Origin of the sequence: Faunimonas pinastri, assembly GCF_900110915.1 — a bacterium.
Lineage (GTDB): Bacteria > Pseudomonadota > Alphaproteobacteria > Rhizobiales > Afifellaceae > Faunimonas > Faunimonas pinastri.
The window spans coordinates 449243-467433 of record NZ_FOFG01000002.1; the positions used below are offsets into that span (position 1 = coordinate 449243).

Here is an 18191-nt window from a genome sequence, read left to right on the forward strand (position 1 = left end):
GTTCCGGACGGCTCAGGAGACCCAAGCTTCGATGTCTTTCACCCTGCTCGACGGCATCCTCATCGCTGTGACGCTGATCTCCGCGCTGCTCGCCATGATTCGCGGGTTCACGCGGGAGGTGTTCTCGATCATCTCGTGGGTCGCAGCCGCTGCGGCCACCTACATGCTCTATGATCGGGTGCTGCCCTATACCCGCACCTACGTCACGGACAAGAACCTTTCCCTCGGCGTGACCGTTGTCGGCATCTTCTTCATCACGCTGATCGTGGTCTCCTTCATCACGATGCGGATTTCCGACTTTGTGCTGGATTCCAAGGCTGGGCCGCTGGACCGTACGCTGGGCTTCGTCTTCGGCGCCGCGCGCGGCCTCCTGCTGATGATCATCGCCACGCTGTTTCTCAATTTCTTCATCGCGCCCGCCTCGCAGCCCGCCTGGATCGGTCATGCCAAATTCAAGCCCTGGCTCGACCAGCTCGGCAACGATGTCGTGGCCAAGCTGCCGGAAGATCCGGAGACCGGCATCATGAACCGTTTGCATCATGGCAGCGGCGAGAGCGACCAGACCGGCGCGAACGATGCCGCCGCCCAGCCCGGCAACGACGCGGCGGCCCCCGCCGCGCCGGCCGCAGGCAACCAGCAGAGCCAGCAGCCCGACGATCCCGGCGTCAGCAAGTCCGATCAGGACGCGCTCGACCGCGCCATTCGCAACGGCGGACAGTAGATCGCAATCGGAGAGACCGACATGACCGATGAGAAGCCTCTCAAGGACCGCATCGCCGTCGTGACGGGCGCGTCGCGCGGGATCGGTTACTTCACCGCGCGCGCCCTCGCCGAAGCTGGTGCGCATGTCGTGGCGCTCGCTCGCACCGTGGGCGGGCTTGAGGAACTCGACGACGAGATCAAGGCGTTGGGCGGCTCGGCCACCCTCGTTCCCGTGGACGTTACCGATTACGACGCGCTGAACCGGCTCGGAGCCGCCATCTACGAGCGCTGGGGCAAGCTCGACATCCTTGTCGCCAACGCCGGGGCGCTCGGCCAGCTTTCCCCGCTCGGCCATATCCCGCCGGAAACCTGGGACAAGGTCATGGCCGTCAATGTCACGGCCAACTGGCGCCTGATCCGCTCGCTCGATCCGCTCCTGAAGCGCAGCGATGCGGGCCGGGCGATCTTCGTCAGCTCCGCCGCGGCGCAGAAGTGCCGGCCCTTCTGGGGCGTCTATTCCGTTTCAAAGGCGGCGCTGGAAGCCCTCGCCCGGACCTATGCGGGGGAAACGGCCAATACCCCGATCCGCGTCGTCGCGGTCGATCCCGGCCCGATGCGGACCGCGATGCGCGGCCGCGCCATGCCGGGCGAAGATCCGGAAACCCTGCCGCATCCGGCCGAGATCGCGCCGCACATCGTGCGGCTCGCCTCTCCGGATTTCGATCGGACGGACGTGCGCTTCAGCTTCCGAACCGGCGAGATTTCAGCCCTTGGATCCGCCGCCGCCTGAGCCACCCTTGTCGAATGGGTTGGCGCCGCTGCGCAGCATCAGCCGGATTGGCACGCCGTCTAGCTTGAAGTCGGCGCGAAGGCCGTTGACCAGATAACGCTTGTAGGCGTCCGGCAGGGCATCCGGCCGCGAGCACGACAGGAAGAAAGTCGGCGGCCGCGTCTTCGACTGCGTCACGTATTTCAGCTTGATGCGCCGGCCGGAGACGGCCGGTGGCGGATGGTTCTGCGTCACGGCCTGAAGCCAGCGGTTCAGCCCCGCCGTGGAAACGCGCTTGTTCCAGGTCTTGTAGATGGACAGAACCGTTTCCATCAGCCGGTCGAGACCGTTTCCGGTCATTCCGGAAATCGGGATCATCGGCACGCCACGCACCTGGTTCAGCGTTTCCGCCAGATCCGCGCGAATTTCCGTCAGGCGCTTCTGTCGATCTTCGACGAGATCCCATTTATTGAGCGCCAGGATCAGCGCACGCCCTTCGCTCGCAACGAGGTCGGCCAGCTGCAGGTCCTGCTTCTCCAGGGGAGCCGTCGCATCCATGACGAGGATGACCACCTCGGCAAAGCGGATGGTGCGCAGGGCGTCGCCGACGGAGAGTTTCTCCAGCTTTTCCACGACCTTGGCGCGGCGGCGGATGCCGGCGGTATCGACGAGCCGGAACGGCCGGTCGCGCCAGATCCAATCCACGGCGATGGCGTCACGCGTGATGCCGGCCTCGGGACCGGTCAGCAGGCGTTCCTCGCCAAGAAAGCGGTTCACCAGCGTCGACTTGCCCGCATTGGGCTGGCCGATGATCGCGATGTTGAGCGGCTTCTTCGACAATTCCTCGTCGTCGTCGGTCGGCTCGCCCTCTTCGCCCTCGGCGCCAATATCCTCGGCAAGAACCTCTTCAGGTTCCTCCTCGGGCTCGCCGATCACCTCGGAGATCACGTCCGACAGGTCCGGCATGCCGATGCCATGCTCGGCGGAAAGCGGTATCGGCTCGCCGAAGCCAAGGGAATAGGCTTCAAGGAGGCCGGCCTCCGCGGCGCGTCCCTCGCATTTGTTGGCCAGCAACGCCACCGGCTTGCCGGACGTGCGAACCATGGCGGCGAAGTGCTCGTCGGCAGGCGTGATGCCCACGCGGGCGTCGATCATGAAGAGGATCAGGTCGGCGTCGGCGATGGCCTGTTCAGTCTGCTGCCGCATGCGCGCCTGCAGGCTGTCCACCTCGGCTTCCTCAAGCCCGGCGGTGTCGACGATGGTGAAGGTCAGGCCGTGAAGCCGGGCCTCCCCCTCGCGCCGGTCGCGCGTGACGCCGGGGCGATCGTCGACCAGCGCGATCTTGCGGCCGACAAGCCGGTTGAAGAGGGTCGACTTGCCGACATTGGGACGGCCGATGATCGCAACGGTAATGGTCATGGGTAAACGTCGCGCTCCTTAGCGGAACGCGGCGAGGGTGCCGTCGGACTGGAGGACGAGAAGCTCACCGGCAGCGGCGACAGGCTTCATGAAGGCAGGCTTGGAAAGGGTACGCGTGCTGCTGATCGACCCCGTCGAGGGCTCGACGCCCACGAGTTGCCCGTCGTTCGACACCGCCCAGAGGGTTCCGCCGGCAAGCGTCGGGCCCGTCCAGATCGTGTTGAAGCGCTTGGTGTGCTTGCCCGGCAGTTCGGAGCGATAGATGATCTTGCCGCTGCTGCGATCCAGCGCAACCATGAAGCCCTGCAGGTCGACCAGGAACACGGAGTTTCCGGAAACGACGGGAGTGGCGGAACTGCCGACCGCCTGCTCCCAGACGCGACTGCCATCGGACAGCCGGATAGCGACCGTGCGACCGGCGACGCCGCTGGCATAGACCACGCCGTTGTCGATCACCGGGCTCGCGGCGACGTCGGTGATGCCGGAAACGGCCATCGTCCGGGTCGGACGGATCACCGTGTCGGTCCACTTCATCTTGCCGGAGGCCGCCTCGAAGGCGATCACTTCACCGGAGGGATAGGGCACGACCACCGAGCCGCCGGCAACCGCCGGGCTGGCGCTGGAAAGAACACCCGCAACCTCGCCGATGCCCGGCTGGTTCCAGGCTTCCTTGCCGTCGGCCTGGTTGAAGGCATGCACGACGCTGGTACCGCTGACGACGAAGACCTTGCCGTCGGCAGCCGTCGGGGCGGAACGCGCGGGAGCATCGAGATCGACGCTCCAGAGCTTGTTGCCCGACGCCGCATCGAGCGCGATCATCTGGCCAAAGCCGGTCGCCGCGAAGATCCGGTTGCCGGAGGCCGCGATGCCGCCGCCCGGGGCCCTGCCCTCCTTGGCCGGACCGACCGAGGTCGTCCAAAGCTTGCCGCCGCCGGCCGACAGGGCCGTCACGGTGCCGGAAGGATCGTAGACATAAACGTTGCCGCCATAGATCAGCGGCGGGGACGAGGTGCGAACGTCGCGACGACCAAGGCCGCCCAGCGCGCGCACTTCCCAGGCCGAGGCCGAGACGCCGCCGGAAAGACCGACATTGCCCGGATCGTTAGCGGCGTTGCCGCCCGGCTGCGACCATTCGTTCATGGCCGACCGGCCACCGACGGAGGCGCGCCCGCCGGAAACGGTCAATGCGGATCCCGGCATGACCTCATGCCGTTCGCCCGGAAGCGGATCCTTTTTCTCGCCCTTGAAAGGATTGATGCTGCCCAATCCGGCGCAGGCGCTGACGGATCCCGCCATCAAGGCCACGGCTGCGATGGCAGTCAGATGTCGCACGGTCTTCAATCGATCCGCCCCGTCATTGCTTGTATTCCGTTTCATTGCGCGCTGCCCGAAGGTGCGGCTCCGGCCGCCGGACTGGAGTTCTGATCGGCATCCGAATCACCGGATGACGAATCCGTCGGCAGAGTGGCATCCTGCGGCGAGGGTGCAAGCTGGTCCATGGCAGGCGCGGCCGGCGCGTCGACGGGCGCCTGGCCCTGCGCCGCATCCGGCGGGTTCGCGGCGGCCGGAGCCGGCGTGGCTTGGCCGACGGTCGGTTCGCCACCCATCGCACCGGCTGCTGTCGCGTCGCCTGCTGGCGCGGCAATGGCAGCGGCGCCTTCCGGCACCACGGGCGCAGCGGGCTTCTGGCCTTCCACCGGCAACTGGCCGTCGATCAGGGCGACCATCATCGCGGCGCGGCTCTGGAGATCGCGCGGCGCATCGACTTCCTGCTGGATCGAAACGAACTGCTCGCGGGCGCCCTTCAGGTCGCCCTTGGAATAGGCAACGACGCCGAGGATCTCGCGCGCCTGGTTCCGCCAGGGATTTCCCGCCTGGGCAAGATCCTTCACATGCGAGGTAGCAGCGCCGAAATCGCTGTCGTCCAGCGCGACCAGACCGGCGCGGACGCGGGCGAGCTGCTTCAGGTCGTCGGGCGTGGAGCCGCCGGAGGAAATCGCGTCATAGGCGGCGATCGCTTCCTTTTTCTTGCCGGACTGGGCCTGCATGCCGGCAAGCTGGAGCTTGGCCAGCACCGCATAGCCGCGACCGCCATGTTCGGCGATCGACTGGAATGCCTTGGTCGCCTCGTCGGTCTTGCCCTGCTGCATATCCTGCAGCGCGGAATAATACTGGTCGCCCGCCTGTCCGGCCTGGCGGGCTTCCCACCAGGTCCAGCCGCGATAACCCGCGACGACCACGATGACGGCGATGCAGAGCAGCACGAGAATCGGCCCGAACCGACGCCACGCCGCGGAAAGCTGGTCGCGGCGATATTCCTCGTGAACTTCGCGGATGAACTGTTGTGATCGGTGGTCGGGTTCGGCCATCAGGCGGCTACTCGTGCGCTCTTTCTGTTCGGCAGTCGCGTCCCGATCCGGTGCCAGACGCTTGGGCTGCGAAGCGCGCGGACCCTACCCATTTTGAGAAGCTTAGGCAATGTCGCACGAACACGCACGGCTGTGACCCCGAATGGGCGCTGCTGGCCGCGCCGTGCGGCGCAGGATAGCGATGTCGATAAGGAGAATGGAGGCCTCGCCCGGAATCGAACCGGGGTGCACGGATTTGCAGTCCGCTGCGTAACCACTCCGCCACGAGGCCTTGAGCGCTCGTTAGCAGAGCCAATCGACGGCGACAAGCACGATCACGCAAAGGATGCGTGCGCATCGCGTTCCGATGGTTTAGTCCACGCTAAAAAGTGGCAGGACCCGATGCGGCACGGTGGAGATCTCGGACCCGCAACCGAAATCTACGGAATCCGGGAAGATGACTGGCTGGATCTTTCGACCGGGATCAATCCCCGGCCGTGGACGATTCGCCTTTCCGTTGAAGAACTTGCCGCGACCCTGACCCGCCTTCCATCCGCCGCCGAACAGGCGCGCCTGCTTGCGTCCGCGCGTCAGGCCTATGGCGTGCCGGACGGCATCGCGATCGCCGCCGCATCCGGTACGGAAACACTGATTCGGCGCATCGCGGCTCTGGCCCCGCGTGCGGTTGCGGCCGAAACCTCCTACCGGACCTATGCGGAAACCTTTCGCATCGCCGGGCAGTCGCTACCTTTCGCTCCTTCCCTGTCGCTGGGCGAGCTGCCGCGGACGCACTCCCTGCTGATCGTCAACCCTAACAACCCCGACGGGCGCTGCGCAGCCGCCGACCGGCTTCTGGACCTCGCCCGCAAGCGGACCGACCATGCGATCCTCGTAATCGACGAAGCCTATGCCGACAGTGAGATAAACTGCTCCGTCATTCCCGATCTCCGGCCGGACGATCCGGTCCTGGTGTTCCGCTCCTTCGGCAAGTTCTACGGGCTCCCCGGCCTGCGGCTGGGCTTCGCGATCGGCCGCCCCGACCTCGTCGCGCGCCTTTCCGACGAGATCGGCGATTGGCCGGTCTCCGGCCCTGCCATCGCCATCGCCACGCCGGCGCTTCTCGATAAAAGCTGGCGTCAGCAAACGCGGCATTGGCTGGGCAACCAGGCGCAGGCGCTCGACTCGATTCTTTATGGCGCGGGGTTGTCGCTGGTCGGCGGCTGCCGGATGTTTCGTCTGGCAAGCAGCAACGAAGCGCGGCGCGTTCACGAAGGCCTTGCCCATCAGGGCATCTGGACGCGGGTGTTCGATGAGCGGCCCGACGTCATCCGATTGGGTCTGCCCCCGGACGATGCGGGCCTGCAAAGACTGGCCAAGGCGCTCGCGCGGCTATGACGTTTTTCGCAATCCACGCCCTTTTGCTTGCGGCCGCCCTCGCGCTCGACCGCGTGGCCGGGGAACCCGGCTGGCTCTGGTCCCGGCTCCCGCACCCCGTCGTCCTCATGGGCCGGCTGATCGGTTGGGGCGACCGGAGCCTGAACGATCCCGACCGCACGTTCCGGCAGCGAAAACTCCGGGGCACGGCGATGATGGGCGTGCTGGCGATCGGTTTTGCCGTGCTGGGATCCGGCATCTCGCTCGGGCTTCACCACCTCCCCGGCGGCTTCGTGGTGGAAATCCTGATCGCCGCCATCCTGCTTGCGCAGAAGAGCCTCGTCGATCACACGTCCGATGTGGCGGAAGCGCTGGAGAACGGCGGCATCGAGGCCGGCCGGGAGACAGTCGCTCGCATTGTCGGACGGGACGTAAGCGTCCTGGACGAGGACGGCGTTGGACGGGCGGCGATGGAATCGCTGGCGGAGAATTTTTCCGATGCGGTGGTCGCGCCGGCCTTCTGGTTCCTGCTCGCGGGCTTGCCGGGTCTGCTGGTCTTCAAGCTCGCCAGCACGGCCGATTCCATGATCGGGCATCGGAGCCCCCGCCATGAAGCCTTCGGCTGGGCCGGGGCGCGGCTGGATGACGTGCTGAATTTCGTCCCGGCCCGGCTCGCCGCGCTGCTGATCGCCGGCGCCGCCGCCCTGCTCCGGGCAGAACCGGGCAAGGCGCTGCGGGTCGCTTTCAGCGACGCGCCGAAGCATCGCTCTCCCAATGCCGGCTGGCCCGAAGCGGCTCTGGCCGGCGCGCTCCGCCTCGCCTTCGGCGGTCCCAGGCGTTACGGCGACGAGATGGTGGACGGCGCGTGGCTCAATCGTGGCGGTCGCCGGCTGGTCGAGGTCGCCGACATCCGGCGGGCCGTGCATCTGATCGACACGGCGTGGGGCCTGCTGATGGGGCTGGCGATCCTGATCGGGATGGCGGCGCGATTCCTGCACTGATCGGCGGAACGAGCGCATTCACTCCGGGTTCAGCCGGACATGGATTCCACCGCTTCCCTCATCGGCTACGTCGCCGTGTTCTGCACGACCATCTCCTATGTCCCGCAAGTCTGGAAGGCCTGGCGGACGCGCTCCTGCGGCGATCTTTCGATGAAGATGATGATGCTGCTCGATACCGGCGTGGCGCTCTGGATCGCCTATGGCTTCATGAGCGTCGACAGGGTCATCATCATCGGCAATGCGCTGAGCCTCTGCTTCCTGACCGCGCTGATGGTCTTCAAGATCCTGGAAGTCCGAGGCCGGCAGGCGGAACCCCGGCAGGCCTAGCGGCGGCTTGCGAGATCCATGATCGCGTCGAGATCGAGATGCGTGCGCAGGTGTGCGGCCAGCCGGTCGAGCGCCGCCTCGACGCCGTGCTCGTAAGCGGTCGACGAATCCGCCCCGAACCCGGACAGGAAAGCGCGGCGGAAGCCGTCCGTGGCAAAGAGCCCGTGCACATAGGTGCCCCAGACGCGCCCGTCCGGCGAGGTCGCCCCGTCGGTCCTGGCAAAGCCGTCCTCCACCGCATCGAGCACGGGACGGCTGCAATCGGCACCTTCCGTGCGGCCGAGGTGGATTTCGTAACCGGCAACGGCCTCCCCGCTTGGCCGGTGATGGGCCACGACCGGGGCGGTCGTCTTGCCCGCAGTCAGGATCGTCCCGACGTCGAGCAGACCTAGACCGGGCTCGCTGCCCGGCGGCCCTTCGATGCCGTCCGGGTCCGCGATCGTCCTGCCCAGCATCTGGTAGCCGCCGCAAAGCCCGATCACGGTGCCGCCCCGCCTCCGGTGGGCGAGGATGTCGATATCCCAGCCTTCCCGCCGGAGTGCCCGCAGGTCGGCGACCGTGGACTTCGAGCCGGGCAGCAGCACCACGTCGGCATCTCCCGGCAGGGCTTCCCCCGGTGCGACGAGCACGAGGTCCACCGCCGGCTCGGCCCGGAGCGGATCGAGATCGTCGAAATTGGCGATGCGGCCGAGGCGCGGCACGGCGATGCGGATCCTCGCCGTCGGATCGCCGGAGCGGCGACCCCGCATGGATTCCAGCTCCAGCGCATCTTCAGCCGGCAGGCGGATCGCGCCGTCGAAATGCGGAACGATGCCCAGGGACTGCCAGCCGGTTCGCTGCACGATTTCGGTCAGGCCGCCGTCGAACAACGAGGTATCGCCGCGAAAGCGATTGATCAGGAAGGCCTTGATCCGCGCCCGCTCCGCCTCGTTCAAAACGGCATGGGTGCCGACCAGCGAGGCGATGACGCCGCCGCGGTCGATGTCCCCGACGAGGATCACCGGCAGGTCGGCGGCTTCGGCGAAGCCCATGTTCGCGATGTCACCGTGGCGCAGGTTGACCTCCGCCGGCGATCCCGCGCCTTCCACGATGACAAGATCCGCCTCCGCCGAGAGCCGCGCGAAACTGTCGAGCACGAAGGGCAGCAGCTCGCTCTTCCGCGCGCCGTATTCCCGCGCGCGCATGGTGCCGAAACGCTTTCCCTGCACGACGATCTGCGCGCCCGTATCCGTCTCCGGCTTCAGGAGCACCGGATTCATATGCACCGTCGGGGCAACGCGCGCGGCGCGCGCCTGCGTGATCTGCGCCCGGCCGATCTCGCCGCCATCCGCCGTCACGCCCGCATTGTTCGACATGTTCTGCGGTTTGAACGGTCGCACGCGCAGCCCCCGGTCGGCGAAGGCGCGGCAGAGCCCGGCGACGATCAGCGACTTGCCGACATTCGAGCCGGTGCCCTGCACCATGATCGCGGGTGTCACGACTGAAACTCCAGCAGACCGCCGATCAGAATTCGATGCCCTTCTGCGCCTTCACGCCGGAGCGGAAGGGATGCTTCACCTGCTCCATCTCGGTCACGAGGTCGGCGATCTCGATCAACTCGTCCCGGGCGTTGCGGCCGGTGACGATGACGTGTTTCATCGGCGGCCGGTTCGCCAGCACCGGCAGAACCTCGGCGAGGTCCAGATATTCGTAGCGGAGCACGATGTTGAGTTCGTCCAGCACCACCAGCTGGTGCTCGTCGTCGGCGATCAGCGCCTTTGCCTTTTCCCACGCCGCCTTGGCCGCCGCGATATCCCGCTGACGGTCCTGCGTTTCCCAGGTGAAGCCCTCGCCCATCGTGTTGATCGTCACCTGATCGCCGAACTTGTCGAGGGCCACGCGCTCGCCGGTCTCCCATCGCCCCTTCACGAACTGGACGATGCCGACCTTCATGCCATTGCCAAGCGCGCGGAAGACCACCCCGAAAGCGGCCGTGGACTTGCCCTTGCCCTTGCCGGTGTGGACCATCAGGAGGCCCTTCTCCACCGTCTTCGTGGCAAGGATCTTGGCCCGCGCCTCCTTTTTCTTGCGCATCTTGTCGGCGTGGCGGGCGTCGAGTTCGGCTTCGGAAAGACCTTCGGTCTTCATGACTGTGCCCTTTCGGCGAGCGACTTCAATTCGTGATAGGCGCTGTTGCGGCGCGGCGTCCACAGGCCGCGATCGACCGCTTCCGAGAGGCGCCCGGCGATCTCGCGAAGTGCCGGCGCGTTCGCCTCGGCAATGAAACGGCGCACCGTCTCATCCGCGATATAGGCGTCGTAGAGCTGCTCGAAATGGTGGTGGCCCACGGCGTTCGTCGTCGCGGCGAAGGCGAAGAGATAATCCACCGTAGCGACGATCTCGAACGCGCCCTTGTAGCCGTGCCGCATGACGCCTGCGATCCATTTCGGGTTCGCCGCCCGGCCGCGCACGACCCGGGCGATCTCCTGATCAAGCGAGCGGATTACCGGGCGCTCCGGCCGGGAATGGTCGTTGTGGAAAACGCGCGGCGCCTGGCCCTTCAGCGTCTCCACCGATGCGGCGAGCCCGCCCTCGAACTGATAGTAATCGTCGGAATCCAGAAGATCGTGCTCGCGATTGTCCTGATTCTGCACCACGGCGTCGACGGCCGCGAGACGCGTTTCCAGAAGCTGCCGTCCGAGACCGGTCCGGTCGTTTTCCGACCCCGCCTTGCCATAGGCATAGGCCGACCATTCCAGAAAGGCGGCGGCGAGATCCTTGCGCTCCGCCCAGATGCCTTCGTCGATCAGCGCCTGCAGGCCCGCTCCGTAGGCACCGGGCTTGGAGCCGAAAATCCGGTAGGACGCCGCCTCGCGCGCCTCATCGGCGGGGATGCCCGAGGCGGCCATGCTCGCCGCGTCTTCCCGGATCCGCGCCGCCACGGGATTGCCGTCCGCCGGCTCGTCCTCGCGCGCTGCCACGGCTTGCACCGCCTGATGGAAGAGCGTGATCTGCGCCGGAAACGCGTCGCGGAAAAAGCCGGAGATGCGGAGCGTCACGTCCACACGGGGCCGGCGCAACTCCGAAAGCGGAATCACCTCCATGCCGGTGACGCGCCCGGAGCCCGGTTCCCAGACGGGCCGCGCGCCGATCAGCGCCAGCGCCTGGGCGATGTCGTCGCCTCCGGTGCGCATGTTGGACGTACCCCAGACGGTGAGCGCCATGGCGGTCGGCCACTCGCCTTCATCCTGGAAATAGCGCTCCGCCAGAAGATCCGCCGAGCGCTGGCCAAGGTTCCAGGCCGCCCGCGTCGGCACGGAGCGGACGTCGACGGAATAGAAGTTGCGGCCGGTCGGCAGGCAGTCGGACCGCCCTCGCGTCGGCGCGCCGGAAGGACCGGGCGGCACGAAGCGGCCGGCCAGCGCGGCCAGCACCGCAGCACTCTCCGCCGTGCCGGACTCGTCGAGCGAGGGGGCGATCTCGTCGCGAATGGTCTGGAGGACGGCGGCCGTTCCCTCCCATTCCGCGGGGCAGGACCGGCCCTGCACCAGCTCCAGTGAGAGCGCTTCCAGCCGCTCGACCGTATCTCCCGCGATACGCCAGGAATGTCCGGCAAGCCCTTGCAGGACTTCCGGTTTCGGCCCCGACCAGGGCTCGGCGAAATCGCCGGCCAGCGGATCGAAGCCCAGATGCAGGTCGTCGGCCAGCGCGCGGGTCAGCGAGGCGTCACCGGCACGGGAGCCGCGCGGCACCCGCGCCAGCGCGACGAGCGTCTCGGCGCGGAGGCGGCCCTCCGGCGAGGTGCCGAAGACGTGCAAGCCGTCGCGGATCTGCAGTTCCTTGAGATCGCAGATATGCTCGTCGAGCTTGCCGAGCGCCTCGGCCCTGTCGCGCACGTCCAGCCCGAGATCGCGATCGAAGCCATGCCGGGCCGCGAGATCGAAGATCTGGGTCGCCACCGTCTTCGCCCGGCGTTCGTCGGCACTTTGCGCGGCGGCATATTCGTCGATCAGCGCTTCCAGTTCGGCCGCGGCGCCGTGGCTTTCCGCCCGGGCCATCGGCGGCATCAGGTGGTCCACGACGACGGCGGACGTTCGTCGCTTGGCCTGCGCGCCCTCGCCGGGATCGTTGACGATAAAGGGATAAATGACCGGCAGCGGCCCGAGAACGGCTTCTGGGAAACATTCCCCGGAGAGCGCCAGCGCCTTGCCCGGCAGCCATTCGAGATTGCCGTGCTTGCCCATATGGACCAGCGCATCCGCCCCGAACTCTTCGCGCAGCCAGATGTAGAAGGCGAAATAGCCGTGTGGCGGCACGAGGTCGGGATCGTGGTACGTCGCCTTCGGGTCGATGTTATAGCCGCGCGCCGGCTGGATGCCGACCGCCACGTTGCCGAACCGATGCGCCGGCACCAAAAAAGCGCCATCGGCAACGAAGGGATCGTCGGCAGGATCGCCCCAGCGCTCCGTCACCGCGGCCTGAACGGATTCAGGTAACCGGCTGAAATGCCTTCTGTATTCAGCGAGCGAGAGACGCTCGCCGCCGGTTCTTTCCGTGCGGCTCTCCAAGGCGTTTGTCGGCCCGGCCAGAAGCAGCGCCATCAGGGCTTCACCCGTTTCCGGCGCTCCCTCCGTCGCGTAGCCAGCGGCGCGCATGCCCCGCAGCAGGTGCGCCGTGGAGGCCGGGGCATCGAGACCGACGCCGTTGGCGAGGCGACCGTCGCGGTTGGGATAGTTGGAAAGGATCAGCCCGACACGCTTCCGCACGCTGGGCAAACGGCGAAGCGTCGCCCAGCGCGCGGCGAGGTCCGCGACGAAGGCGATGCGGTCTGCCCTCGGCCGATAGCGGACGGGACGGCATTCCGTCAGCGGATCAAGTTCACCCGTTTCCTTGAAGGAAACCGCGCGGCCGATGATGCGGCCGTCGACCTCCGGGAGCACGACATTCATCGTGAGGTCGGTGGGCGACAAGCCCCGCGTCGAGCCGACCCACGCTTCTTCCGAGACGCCTGCGAAGGTGACCTGAAGCACGGGACGATCGCCGCCATCGAGCACGGTGCCGCCGAAGCTCTGGCCGGGCCTGGAGATCGCGAAGGAGGTCGCGTTCAGCACCAGCGCCGCATCCGCCTCCTTGAGCGTCCGCTCGACGAACGCCGCATCGTCAGCCGCCTTCAGGCTGCTGACGAAGATCGGCAACGGAGCGATGCCCCGCGCCTTCAGCGCTTCGCAGAGCGCGTCGACAGGCTCGGTCTGCCCCGCCTGCATCAGCGCACGATAGAAGACAATCCCCGCGACCGGCGTTTCGCCCGACGGCACTCCGTTTCGATAAAGCCCGGCGGTCGACAGTGGCGACGGCTCGGGCGGGCGCTCGCCTTTTCCGATCAGATGCGCGCAAAATCGCAATGCGCCGGTAAAATTCTCCGCCCCGCCCTCGACCAGATAGGACCAGAGCAGCCGCGCGTCGCTCTCGGCGACATTGCCTTCCGCCGCGAGCGCCGCATCCCATGTCGCATCGCCGGGGATGACCACCAGCTTCGTCCCGCAAGCGCGCGATAGCCGTACCGCTTCGTCCAGCCCATAGCGCCAATAGGAGGCGCCGCCGAGCAATCGCACCACGACGAGCTTCGCCCGCGCCAGCACCTGCTCGCCAAAAAGATCGACGGAATAAGGATGCGCGAGTTGCATCCAGTTCGCGAGCCGCAGCGACGGAAAGGCATCGCCCAGTGAACGGCGCGCGGCCGCGAGGCCGGAGACTTCCGTGTCCGCCGCCGTCAGAATGACGATGTCGCCGGGTGTCTGTCCGAGATCGACGGGCTGCGCCGCCTGCTCCAGCCCCCGGGTCTGTCCGTTGAGGATATGCACGGCCGGACAGCCGGATCAGCCGGCGAGAACCGCTTCCACGGCGCTCCGGTCCAGAGCGGCGAGCCCGATCACCACCAGCCCGCGCTGGCGTGACGCATCCGGCACGAACCACGTCTCCACACGCGGGCCGACAGCCTGCACGGCCAGCGGCGCCTCGCGGCCGTCGAGCGAAACCAGCCCCTTGATGCGCAGGACGCCGTCCACCGCCATGGCGCTCCGCACCCGCGCTTCCAGCGTCGCCCGGTCCGGCGCGGTCAGGTCCAGCACGAAGGAATCGAAATCGTCGTGCTCGTGCTCTTCCTCGCCTTCCATCTCGTGGTGGCTCTTGCGGCTCTCCGTATCGTCCTCGGCCGTGGCGCCGAGGCCGAGCAGAATTTCGGATGCCAGAACGCCATTGGCCGTGCGCACGGTCCGCGCCTCCGGCCGCTTGTCCTCGGCGATGGCCTTTTCCACGCGCGCCATCCCCGCTTCGTCGACGAGGTCGGCCTTGGAAATCACCACGAGATCGGCGCAGCGGAGTTGGTCCTCGAAGAGTTCCTCCACCGGATCGTCATGCTCCAGCGACAGGTCCTTCGCCCGTTGCTCCGCAAGCTTCGCCTCGTCCGAGGCAACGCGCCCTTCCGCGACCGCCGAGGCGTCGATCACCGTCACCACGCCATCGACGGTGACGCGGTTCTTCACCGTCGGCCAGGAGAAAGCCTTCACCAGAGGCTGCGGCAGAGCGAGGCCGGAGATTTCGATGACGATGTGATCCGGCGCATTCGGACGGGCGAGGATCGCCTCCATTGCCGGCAGGAAATCGTCGGCGACCGTGCAGCAGATGCAGCCGTTGGAGAGCTCGACGATCTCCTCCTTCGCGCAGGCCGGACTGTCGCAATCGGAGAGCACCGAACCGTCGAAGCCGACGTCGCCGAACTCGTTGACGATCAGCGCGATCTTTCGACCGTTGGCGTTCTGCAGCAGATGGCGGATCAGCGTGGTCTTTCCCGCGCCGAGAAAGCCGGTGACGATGGTGGCCGGGATGCGGCCGGTTGCGAGGGCGGTTCCGATGGCGCTCATAAAGGCGCTCCCTTCAATGTGAGTGGCAGGCCGGCGGCGACGAACGCGACATCCGTCGCGGCAGCCGCCACGGCCTGGTTGAGACGGCCCTGCGCATCGCGAAAGCGGCGGCCAAGGGCGTTATCCGGCACAAGGCCCATGCCGACCTCGTTCGACACGAGGACAACGAGCCCGGGCACCGTGCCGAGGGTCACGCAGAGGCTTTCGGTTCGGGCGACGACGTCCGCTTCCGCGAACATGAGGTTGCTCAGCCAGAGCGTCAGGCAATCGACGAGAATTGCCCGCCCCTCGCCCGCCTCGCGCGACAGAGTGTCCTCCAGCGCCAGCGGCTCCTCGATGGTACGCCAGCCGGCGCGGCGTGCGCGGTGGTGCGCGATCCGCTCCGCCATCTCGTCGTCGCCGGCGGTGGCCGTCGCGAGATAGACCCGCGACAGCCCGCTTTTCTCCACCAGCCGCTCGGCGAAACGGCTCTTGCCGGAGCGCGCCCCTCCCAGGACCAGGACGGTCCGTCCCGCGCTCAAGCGAAGGCGGCGGTGCCGGCGCGCTCTTCCTGCCGGCTGAACATCCGGTAAAACGCGCCGGTCAGCGCGCCCAGGAGCGCCCAGGACACGAAGCTCGTGACCAGGACCGTGACGACGAAGCGATGCGACAAAGCTTCCGGCACCTCCGTGTGCAGGTCCGCCAGTTGCGGCGCGCCGATGAGATGCGGCGCGACGATCAACGCCACCGCGACCACAGCCAAAGCCGGGGTGCGCCGGAAGGCGATGAGACCCAAACCGGCAGCGGTCGCGAGAGCCGTGCCGATCCACCAGATCTGGCGCGGCCCGAGCGGCGCGGCGGGAATGCCCGGCAATTCCGGCGGAAGGCCGAGGCCCGGCGCCAGCATGATGGCCGCAAAGCCGCCGAGGCCCCAGAGGAAGCCCTCGCGCCAGGTCGCGGAACGCCGGAACAGCACGAACGCGCCGTTCAGCAGCAGGCCGAAGCCGATCCAGTCGATGACGTTGAAGGCGGCCGTGAAGGCGTTGCGCTCGAACCCGTCGGCCGGCTCCCAGCCCTCGTCGCCGTGCTCGTGTTCATGCGGAACGGCCGCCGCATCGGAATGGGCGACCGGAGCGGCCTTGTCGGTGGCCTTCTCGTAGATTTCGGCCTGCAGGATCAGCGGCACGGTGCCGAATTGCTGCAGGGCCGTGACCACGATGCCGACGATCAGACCGGACAGGACCGCCGAGAAGACGATCGATCTGAAAACATTCATGCGTCCAACCGTTCCCGCTCAGTGACAGGGAAAGGCATTGGAATGGCGCGTGTCGTGCGCGGCATTGTGCACGGCCTCGATGTGCGAGAAGCCGGCGACACCGATGATGAGCGCACCGAAGAGAATGGCGAACAGCGCCTGCATCGTCGTGCTCGCGGCACGGGTGGCAGGCTTGGAAGCGGCAGGCGAAAGGACATTCGTGGCAGGCATAGGCATCGACGATCTCCCCGATCAAGCGATGGTCAAAAGGAACCGTCGCGGGGAGAATGGGCGAGCCTCAAGATGGAAGCAGCGGTGTGCCGGTCCCTTCTCGCTGCCGTCCAGGACACCCCGCCCCGGTCTGTGCGTGCGATGGCAGGTCTCCTGGCTCACGGGTCGCTGTCTGCGATCGGCCTTCCCGGTTTCCCAGTGGCGCACCCGTTGCCGGGGATCGCGGACTCGCCGCTTACAGTTGCGGGGGCAGCCACGGCGTTGGCCCCTTTTGGGTCGTCCGCACCGTGTTCCCTATTAATCCCCTGGACTTTGCGTCCGTCGGGGAACCATCACGAACCTGACAGTAAAGGAGCCCCTCCAGAGGGTCAATCCGCCTCGACGGCCACGGTCTCCCCGCAATGGGCGAACCGCAGGGCGCGGGCGATATCGCGGCTGGTCAGGTGAAAGTTGCGGTCGCTCGGCATGTCCGTGCGGGTGAGCTTGCTTCGTGCCGCCGCCTGAAAGGCAGCCCGCTCCCGGGCGAAAAAGGTTAGGCAATCCTCCGGCCCGGGCGCGGAGCGCAGCAGCGAGCGGAAGGCTAGCCGGTGGACCATGCAGCGGCCGAGATGCCCGGCGGGCACGAATTCCAGGGCGTCGAGGTCACCTCGCCAGACTGCGTCGGCCTCCCCCGCAGGCCCTGCTCCCTCAGGCATCCAGCTTGGCCGCGAAACGCGGAAAACGGCGGTGAAGCCAGCCCATCAGCCGACGGCGAACGCGCTCGGCCAGCGGAACGTCGGCCGAAAGCACCAGCAATCCGACGGGCACCATCCAGAAGCCGAGGATGGGCAGGAAGCCCAGGAAGCCGCCGGCAACGAGAGCCGATCCCATGCCGACGCGCGCCCAGCGCTGCCTTGGCAGCGGCATCACGCGCCCGAACACGCGGACTTCCCTGACTGCGACCGTCTTTTCCACAGGCATCCCTTTCATTTCCTCTCGGGAAGCGTTTTCCGCAGATAAGTCGTCACAAGCGGGTTGCAATGGCCGGAAGGGGCCGATATATCCCCGCTCACTGATCCCCGATAGCTCAGTTGGTAGAGCATTCGACTGTTAATCGAATTGTCGCAGGTTCGAGCCCTGCTCGGGGAGCCAGCTCCTTTTTTATCTCGTTGCCGCCAACGGCGAATGCTGAAACTTCAGCGTTCCAGCCGCTTTCTCACCAGAGACGCCGCAAGCGAGATGACAGAATCGTGCAATTCTCCGCGTAGAAGCAGCACCGAATGGGCGGGCATCACTCCCGCCTAAGCCATGATCGTTCCTTCTATGCCCACGTGATTCCGTCCCCGATTCGCACCGCCCGGTAGACGTGGCACCGTCAGCTTTCGCCACTCCTGGAACGCTTGCGAAGCAGCGAAAGCGCGCGCGAACCTGATCGGGATTGAATATCTCGACGCAGCCAAGCTGGCAAAGCTCCCTCTCGAACAGCATGCAGGCTGCTGAAGGTAATCTGCGAGGGAGCATCACTCGTTCCCGAACCTCTTCAGCTGATAAGCTGCCTCCTCCCTTGTCGTCTTGGCCTGCCCCCAATCGGTGGCCCGTTTCAAATCTAATGCATTGTTGGCTTGTCGGCCACGCTTGAGGCGGCCGGGGAAGCGGGTTGGGTTGGCGTCGCCGGCCACAGCACGGCGTTGGGTGCGGGCGGCTTGTAACCGAGCGAAGAGTGCGGGCGACGGGTGTTGTAGTGCTGCCTCCAGCCCTCAATGATGATCCGTGCCTCGGCCAGGCTATAGAACAGCTCGCCGTTCAAAAGCTGATCGCGAAGCTTGGAGTTGAAGCTCTCGCAGTAGCCGTTCTCCCAAGGACTACCGGGCTCGATGAAGGCCGTCTTCGCACCGACCGCTGCGATCC

18 protein-coding genes, 2 tRNA genes and 1 riboswitch are annotated in these 18191 nt (G+C 66.8%); of the genes, 6 read left to right on the forward strand and 14 right to left on the reverse strand.

Features of this window, described 5'->3' with window-relative positions:
* Positions 1–31: 31 nt before the first annotated feature.
* Both BMY25_RS05380 and BMY25_RS05385 read left to right on the forward strand, forming a co-directional pair.
* Positions 32–721: a CvpA family protein gene (locus BMY25_RS05380; RefSeq protein ID WP_092495575.1), complete on the forward strand. Its 690-nt coding sequence runs from the start codon at positions 32–34 to the stop codon at positions 719–721.
* A 21-nt stretch (positions 722–742) separates the two neighbouring features.
* Complete coding sequence (locus BMY25_RS05385) at positions 743–1492, forward strand: SDR family NAD(P)-dependent oxidoreductase (RefSeq protein WP_092495576.1); 750 nt, start codon at positions 743–745, stop codon at positions 1490–1492.
* Here the strand turns inward: BMY25_RS05385 and der are convergent.
* The 4 genes from der to BMY25_RS05405 form a co-directional block, all read right to left on the reverse strand.
* Positions 1466–2890 (reverse strand): ribosome biogenesis GTPase Der, encoded by a 1425-nt coding sequence (gene der, locus BMY25_RS05390; protein WP_092495577.1) that lies wholly within the window; start codon positions 2888–2890, stop codon positions 1466–1468. The genes BMY25_RS05385 and der overlap by 27 nt on opposite strands.
* 18 nt (positions 2891–2908) lie before the next feature.
* Positions 2909–4222 (reverse strand): PQQ-like beta-propeller repeat protein, encoded by a 1314-nt coding sequence (locus BMY25_RS05395; RefSeq protein ID WP_177176715.1) that lies wholly within the window; start codon positions 4220–4222, stop codon positions 2909–2911.
* A 41-nt stretch (positions 4223–4263) separates the two neighbouring features.
* Positions 4264–5259 carry a tetratricopeptide repeat protein gene (locus BMY25_RS05400; protein WP_092495579.1) on the reverse strand — a complete coding sequence of 332 codons (996 nt, stop codon included), beginning with the start codon at positions 5257–5259 and terminating at the stop codon, positions 4264–4266.
* Between the two features lie 197 nt (positions 5260–5456).
* Positions 5457–5530 (reverse strand) — tRNA-Cys (locus BMY25_RS05405).
* A 110-nt stretch (positions 5531–5640) separates the two neighbouring features.
* Between BMY25_RS05405 and BMY25_RS05410 the strand changes: the two genes are divergently transcribed.
* Genes BMY25_RS05410 through BMY25_RS05420 form a run of 3 tightly spaced genes read left to right on the forward strand, consistent with a single transcriptional unit; the run spans position 5641 to position 7940 of the window.
* Positions 5641–6633, forward strand: a complete 993-nt coding sequence (locus BMY25_RS05410; protein WP_092495580.1) for an aminotransferase class I/II-fold pyridoxal phosphate-dependent enzyme — start codon at positions 5641–5643, stop codon at positions 6631–6633.
* Positions 6630–7613 carry an adenosylcobinamide-phosphate synthase CbiB gene (cbiB, locus tag BMY25_RS05415; protein ID WP_092495581.1) on the forward strand — a complete coding sequence of 328 codons (984 nt, stop codon included), beginning with the start codon at positions 6630–6632 and terminating at the stop codon, positions 7611–7613. The genes BMY25_RS05410 and cbiB overlap by 4 nt, the downstream gene beginning before the upstream one ends.
* Before the next feature lie 39 nt (positions 7614–7652).
* The gene (locus BMY25_RS05420; protein WP_092495582.1) at positions 7653–7940 is read left to right on the forward strand and encodes a SemiSWEET family sugar transporter; all 288 of its coding nucleotides are present in this window, start codon (positions 7653–7655) and stop codon (positions 7938–7940) included.
* On the opposite strand, the gene BMY25_RS05425 is transcribed toward BMY25_RS05420, so the two are convergent.
* The 9 genes from BMY25_RS05425 to BMY25_RS05465 form a co-directional block, all read right to left on the reverse strand.
* Positions 7937–9403, reverse strand: coding sequence for a cobyric acid synthase (locus BMY25_RS05425; RefSeq protein WP_092495583.1), 1467 nt, complete (start codon positions 9401–9403; stop codon positions 7937–7939). The two genes, BMY25_RS05420 and BMY25_RS05425, sit on opposite strands and share 4 nt — an antisense overlap.
* A gap of 40 nt (positions 9404–9443) precedes the next feature.
* A complete protein-coding gene (gene cobO / locus BMY25_RS05430) occupies positions 9444–10067 on the reverse strand; it encodes a cob(I)yrinic acid a,c-diamide adenosyltransferase (protein ID WP_092495584.1) in 624 nt (207 codons plus the stop codon).
* Positions 10064–13780 carry a cobaltochelatase subunit CobN gene (cobN, locus tag BMY25_RS05435; RefSeq protein ID WP_092495585.1) on the reverse strand — a complete coding sequence of 1239 codons (3717 nt, stop codon included), beginning with the start codon at positions 13778–13780 and terminating at the stop codon, positions 10064–10066. The genes cobO and cobN overlap by 4 nt, the downstream gene beginning before the upstream one ends.
* 15 nt (positions 13781–13795) lie before the next feature.
* Positions 13796–14839, reverse strand: coding sequence for a cobalamin biosynthesis protein CobW (cobW, locus tag BMY25_RS05440; protein ID WP_092495586.1), 1044 nt, complete (start codon positions 14837–14839; stop codon positions 13796–13798).
* Positions 14836–15360, reverse strand: a complete 525-nt coding sequence (gene cobU / locus BMY25_RS05445; protein WP_092495587.1) for a bifunctional adenosylcobinamide kinase/adenosylcobinamide-phosphate guanylyltransferase — start codon at positions 15358–15360, stop codon at positions 14836–14838. The genes cobW and cobU overlap by 4 nt, the downstream gene beginning before the upstream one ends.
* On the reverse strand, positions 15357–16094 hold the full coding sequence (locus BMY25_RS05450) for a CbtA family protein (protein WP_092495588.1): 738 nt from the start codon (positions 16092–16094) through the stop codon (positions 15357–15359). Before BMY25_RS05450 ends, cobU begins: the two co-directional genes overlap by 4 nt.
* An 18-nt stretch (positions 16095–16112) precedes the next feature.
* Positions 16113–16310: a CbtB domain-containing protein gene (locus BMY25_RS05455; protein ID WP_177176716.1), complete on the reverse strand. Its 198-nt coding sequence runs from the start codon at positions 16308–16310 to the stop codon at positions 16113–16115.
* Positions 16311–16430: 120 nt separating this feature from the next.
* Positions 16431–16653: riboswitch (cobalamin riboswitch) on the reverse strand.
* A gap of 19 nt (positions 16654–16672) precedes the next feature.
* The gene (locus BMY25_RS05460; RefSeq protein WP_092495590.1) at positions 16673–16999 is read right to left on the reverse strand and encodes a hypothetical protein; all 327 of its coding nucleotides are present in this window, start codon (positions 16997–16999) and stop codon (positions 16673–16675) included.
* Positions 16992–17264, reverse strand: a complete 273-nt coding sequence (locus BMY25_RS05465) for a hypothetical protein (RefSeq protein WP_092495591.1) — start codon at positions 17262–17264, stop codon at positions 16992–16994. Before BMY25_RS05465 ends, BMY25_RS05460 begins: the two co-directional genes overlap by 8 nt.
* Positions 17265–17359: 95 nt before the next feature.
* Here BMY25_RS05465 and BMY25_RS05470 point away from each other — a divergent pair.
* Positions 17360–17435, forward strand: a tRNA-Asn gene (locus BMY25_RS05470).
* A 454-nt stretch (positions 17436–17889) separates the two neighbouring features.
* On the opposite strand, the gene BMY25_RS05475 is transcribed toward BMY25_RS05470, so the two are convergent.
* Positions 17890–18191, reverse strand: a 302-nt coding sequence (locus BMY25_RS05475; protein WP_143061887.1) for an integrase core domain-containing protein, incomplete at its 5' end; no start/stop codon positions are given.

Bases quoted from the DNA above. Each gene is read 5' to 3' on its own strand.
- BMY25_RS05380 (WP_092495575.1), top strand. From the start codon at position 32: ATGTCTTTCACCCTGCTCGACGGCATCCTCATCGCTGTGACGCTGATC.
- BMY25_RS05385 (WP_092495576.1), top strand. From the start codon at position 743: ATGACCGATGAGAAGCCTCTCAAGGACCGCATCGCCGTCGTGACGGGC.
- der (WP_092495577.1), bottom strand. From the start codon at position 2,890: ATGACCATTACCGTTGCGATCATCGGCCGTCCCAATGTCGGCAAGTCG.
- BMY25_RS05400 (WP_092495579.1), bottom strand. From the start codon at position 5,259: ATGGCCGAACCCGACCACCGATCACAACAGTTCATCCGCGAAGTTCAC.
- BMY25_RS05410 (WP_092495580.1), top strand. From the start codon at position 5,641: ATGCGGCACGGTGGAGATCTCGGACCCGCAACCGAAATCTACGGAATC.
- cbiB (WP_092495581.1), top strand. From the start codon at position 6,630: ATGACGTTTTTCGCAATCCACGCCCTTTTGCTTGCGGCCGCCCTCGCG.
- BMY25_RS05420 (WP_092495582.1), top strand. From the start codon at position 7,653: ATGGATTCCACCGCTTCCCTCATCGGCTACGTCGCCGTGTTCTGCACG.
- BMY25_RS05425 (WP_092495583.1), bottom strand. From the start codon at position 9,403: ATGGTGCAGGGCACCGGCTCGAATGTCGGCAAGTCGCTGATCGTCGCC.
- cobO (WP_092495584.1), bottom strand. From the start codon at position 10,067: ATGAAGACCGAAGGTCTTTCCGAAGCCGAACTCGACGCCCGCCACGCC.
- cobW (WP_092495586.1), bottom strand. From the start codon at position 14,839: ATGAGCGCCATCGGAACCGCCCTCGCAACCGGCCGCATCCCGGCCACC.
- BMY25_RS05450 (WP_092495588.1), bottom strand. From the start codon at position 16,094: ATGAATGTTTTCAGATCGATCGTCTTCTCGGCGGTCCTGTCCGGTCTG.
- BMY25_RS05455 (WP_177176716.1), bottom strand. From the start codon at position 16,310: ATGCCTATGCCTGCCACGAATGTCCTTTCGCCTGCCGCTTCCAAGCCT.
- BMY25_RS05460 (WP_092495590.1), bottom strand. From the start codon at position 16,999: ATGCCTGAGGGAGCAGGGCCTGCGGGGGAGGCCGACGCAGTCTGGCGA.
- BMY25_RS05465 (WP_092495591.1), bottom strand. From the start codon at position 17,264: ATGCCTGTGGAAAAGACGGTCGCAGTCAGGGAAGTCCGCGTGTTCGGG.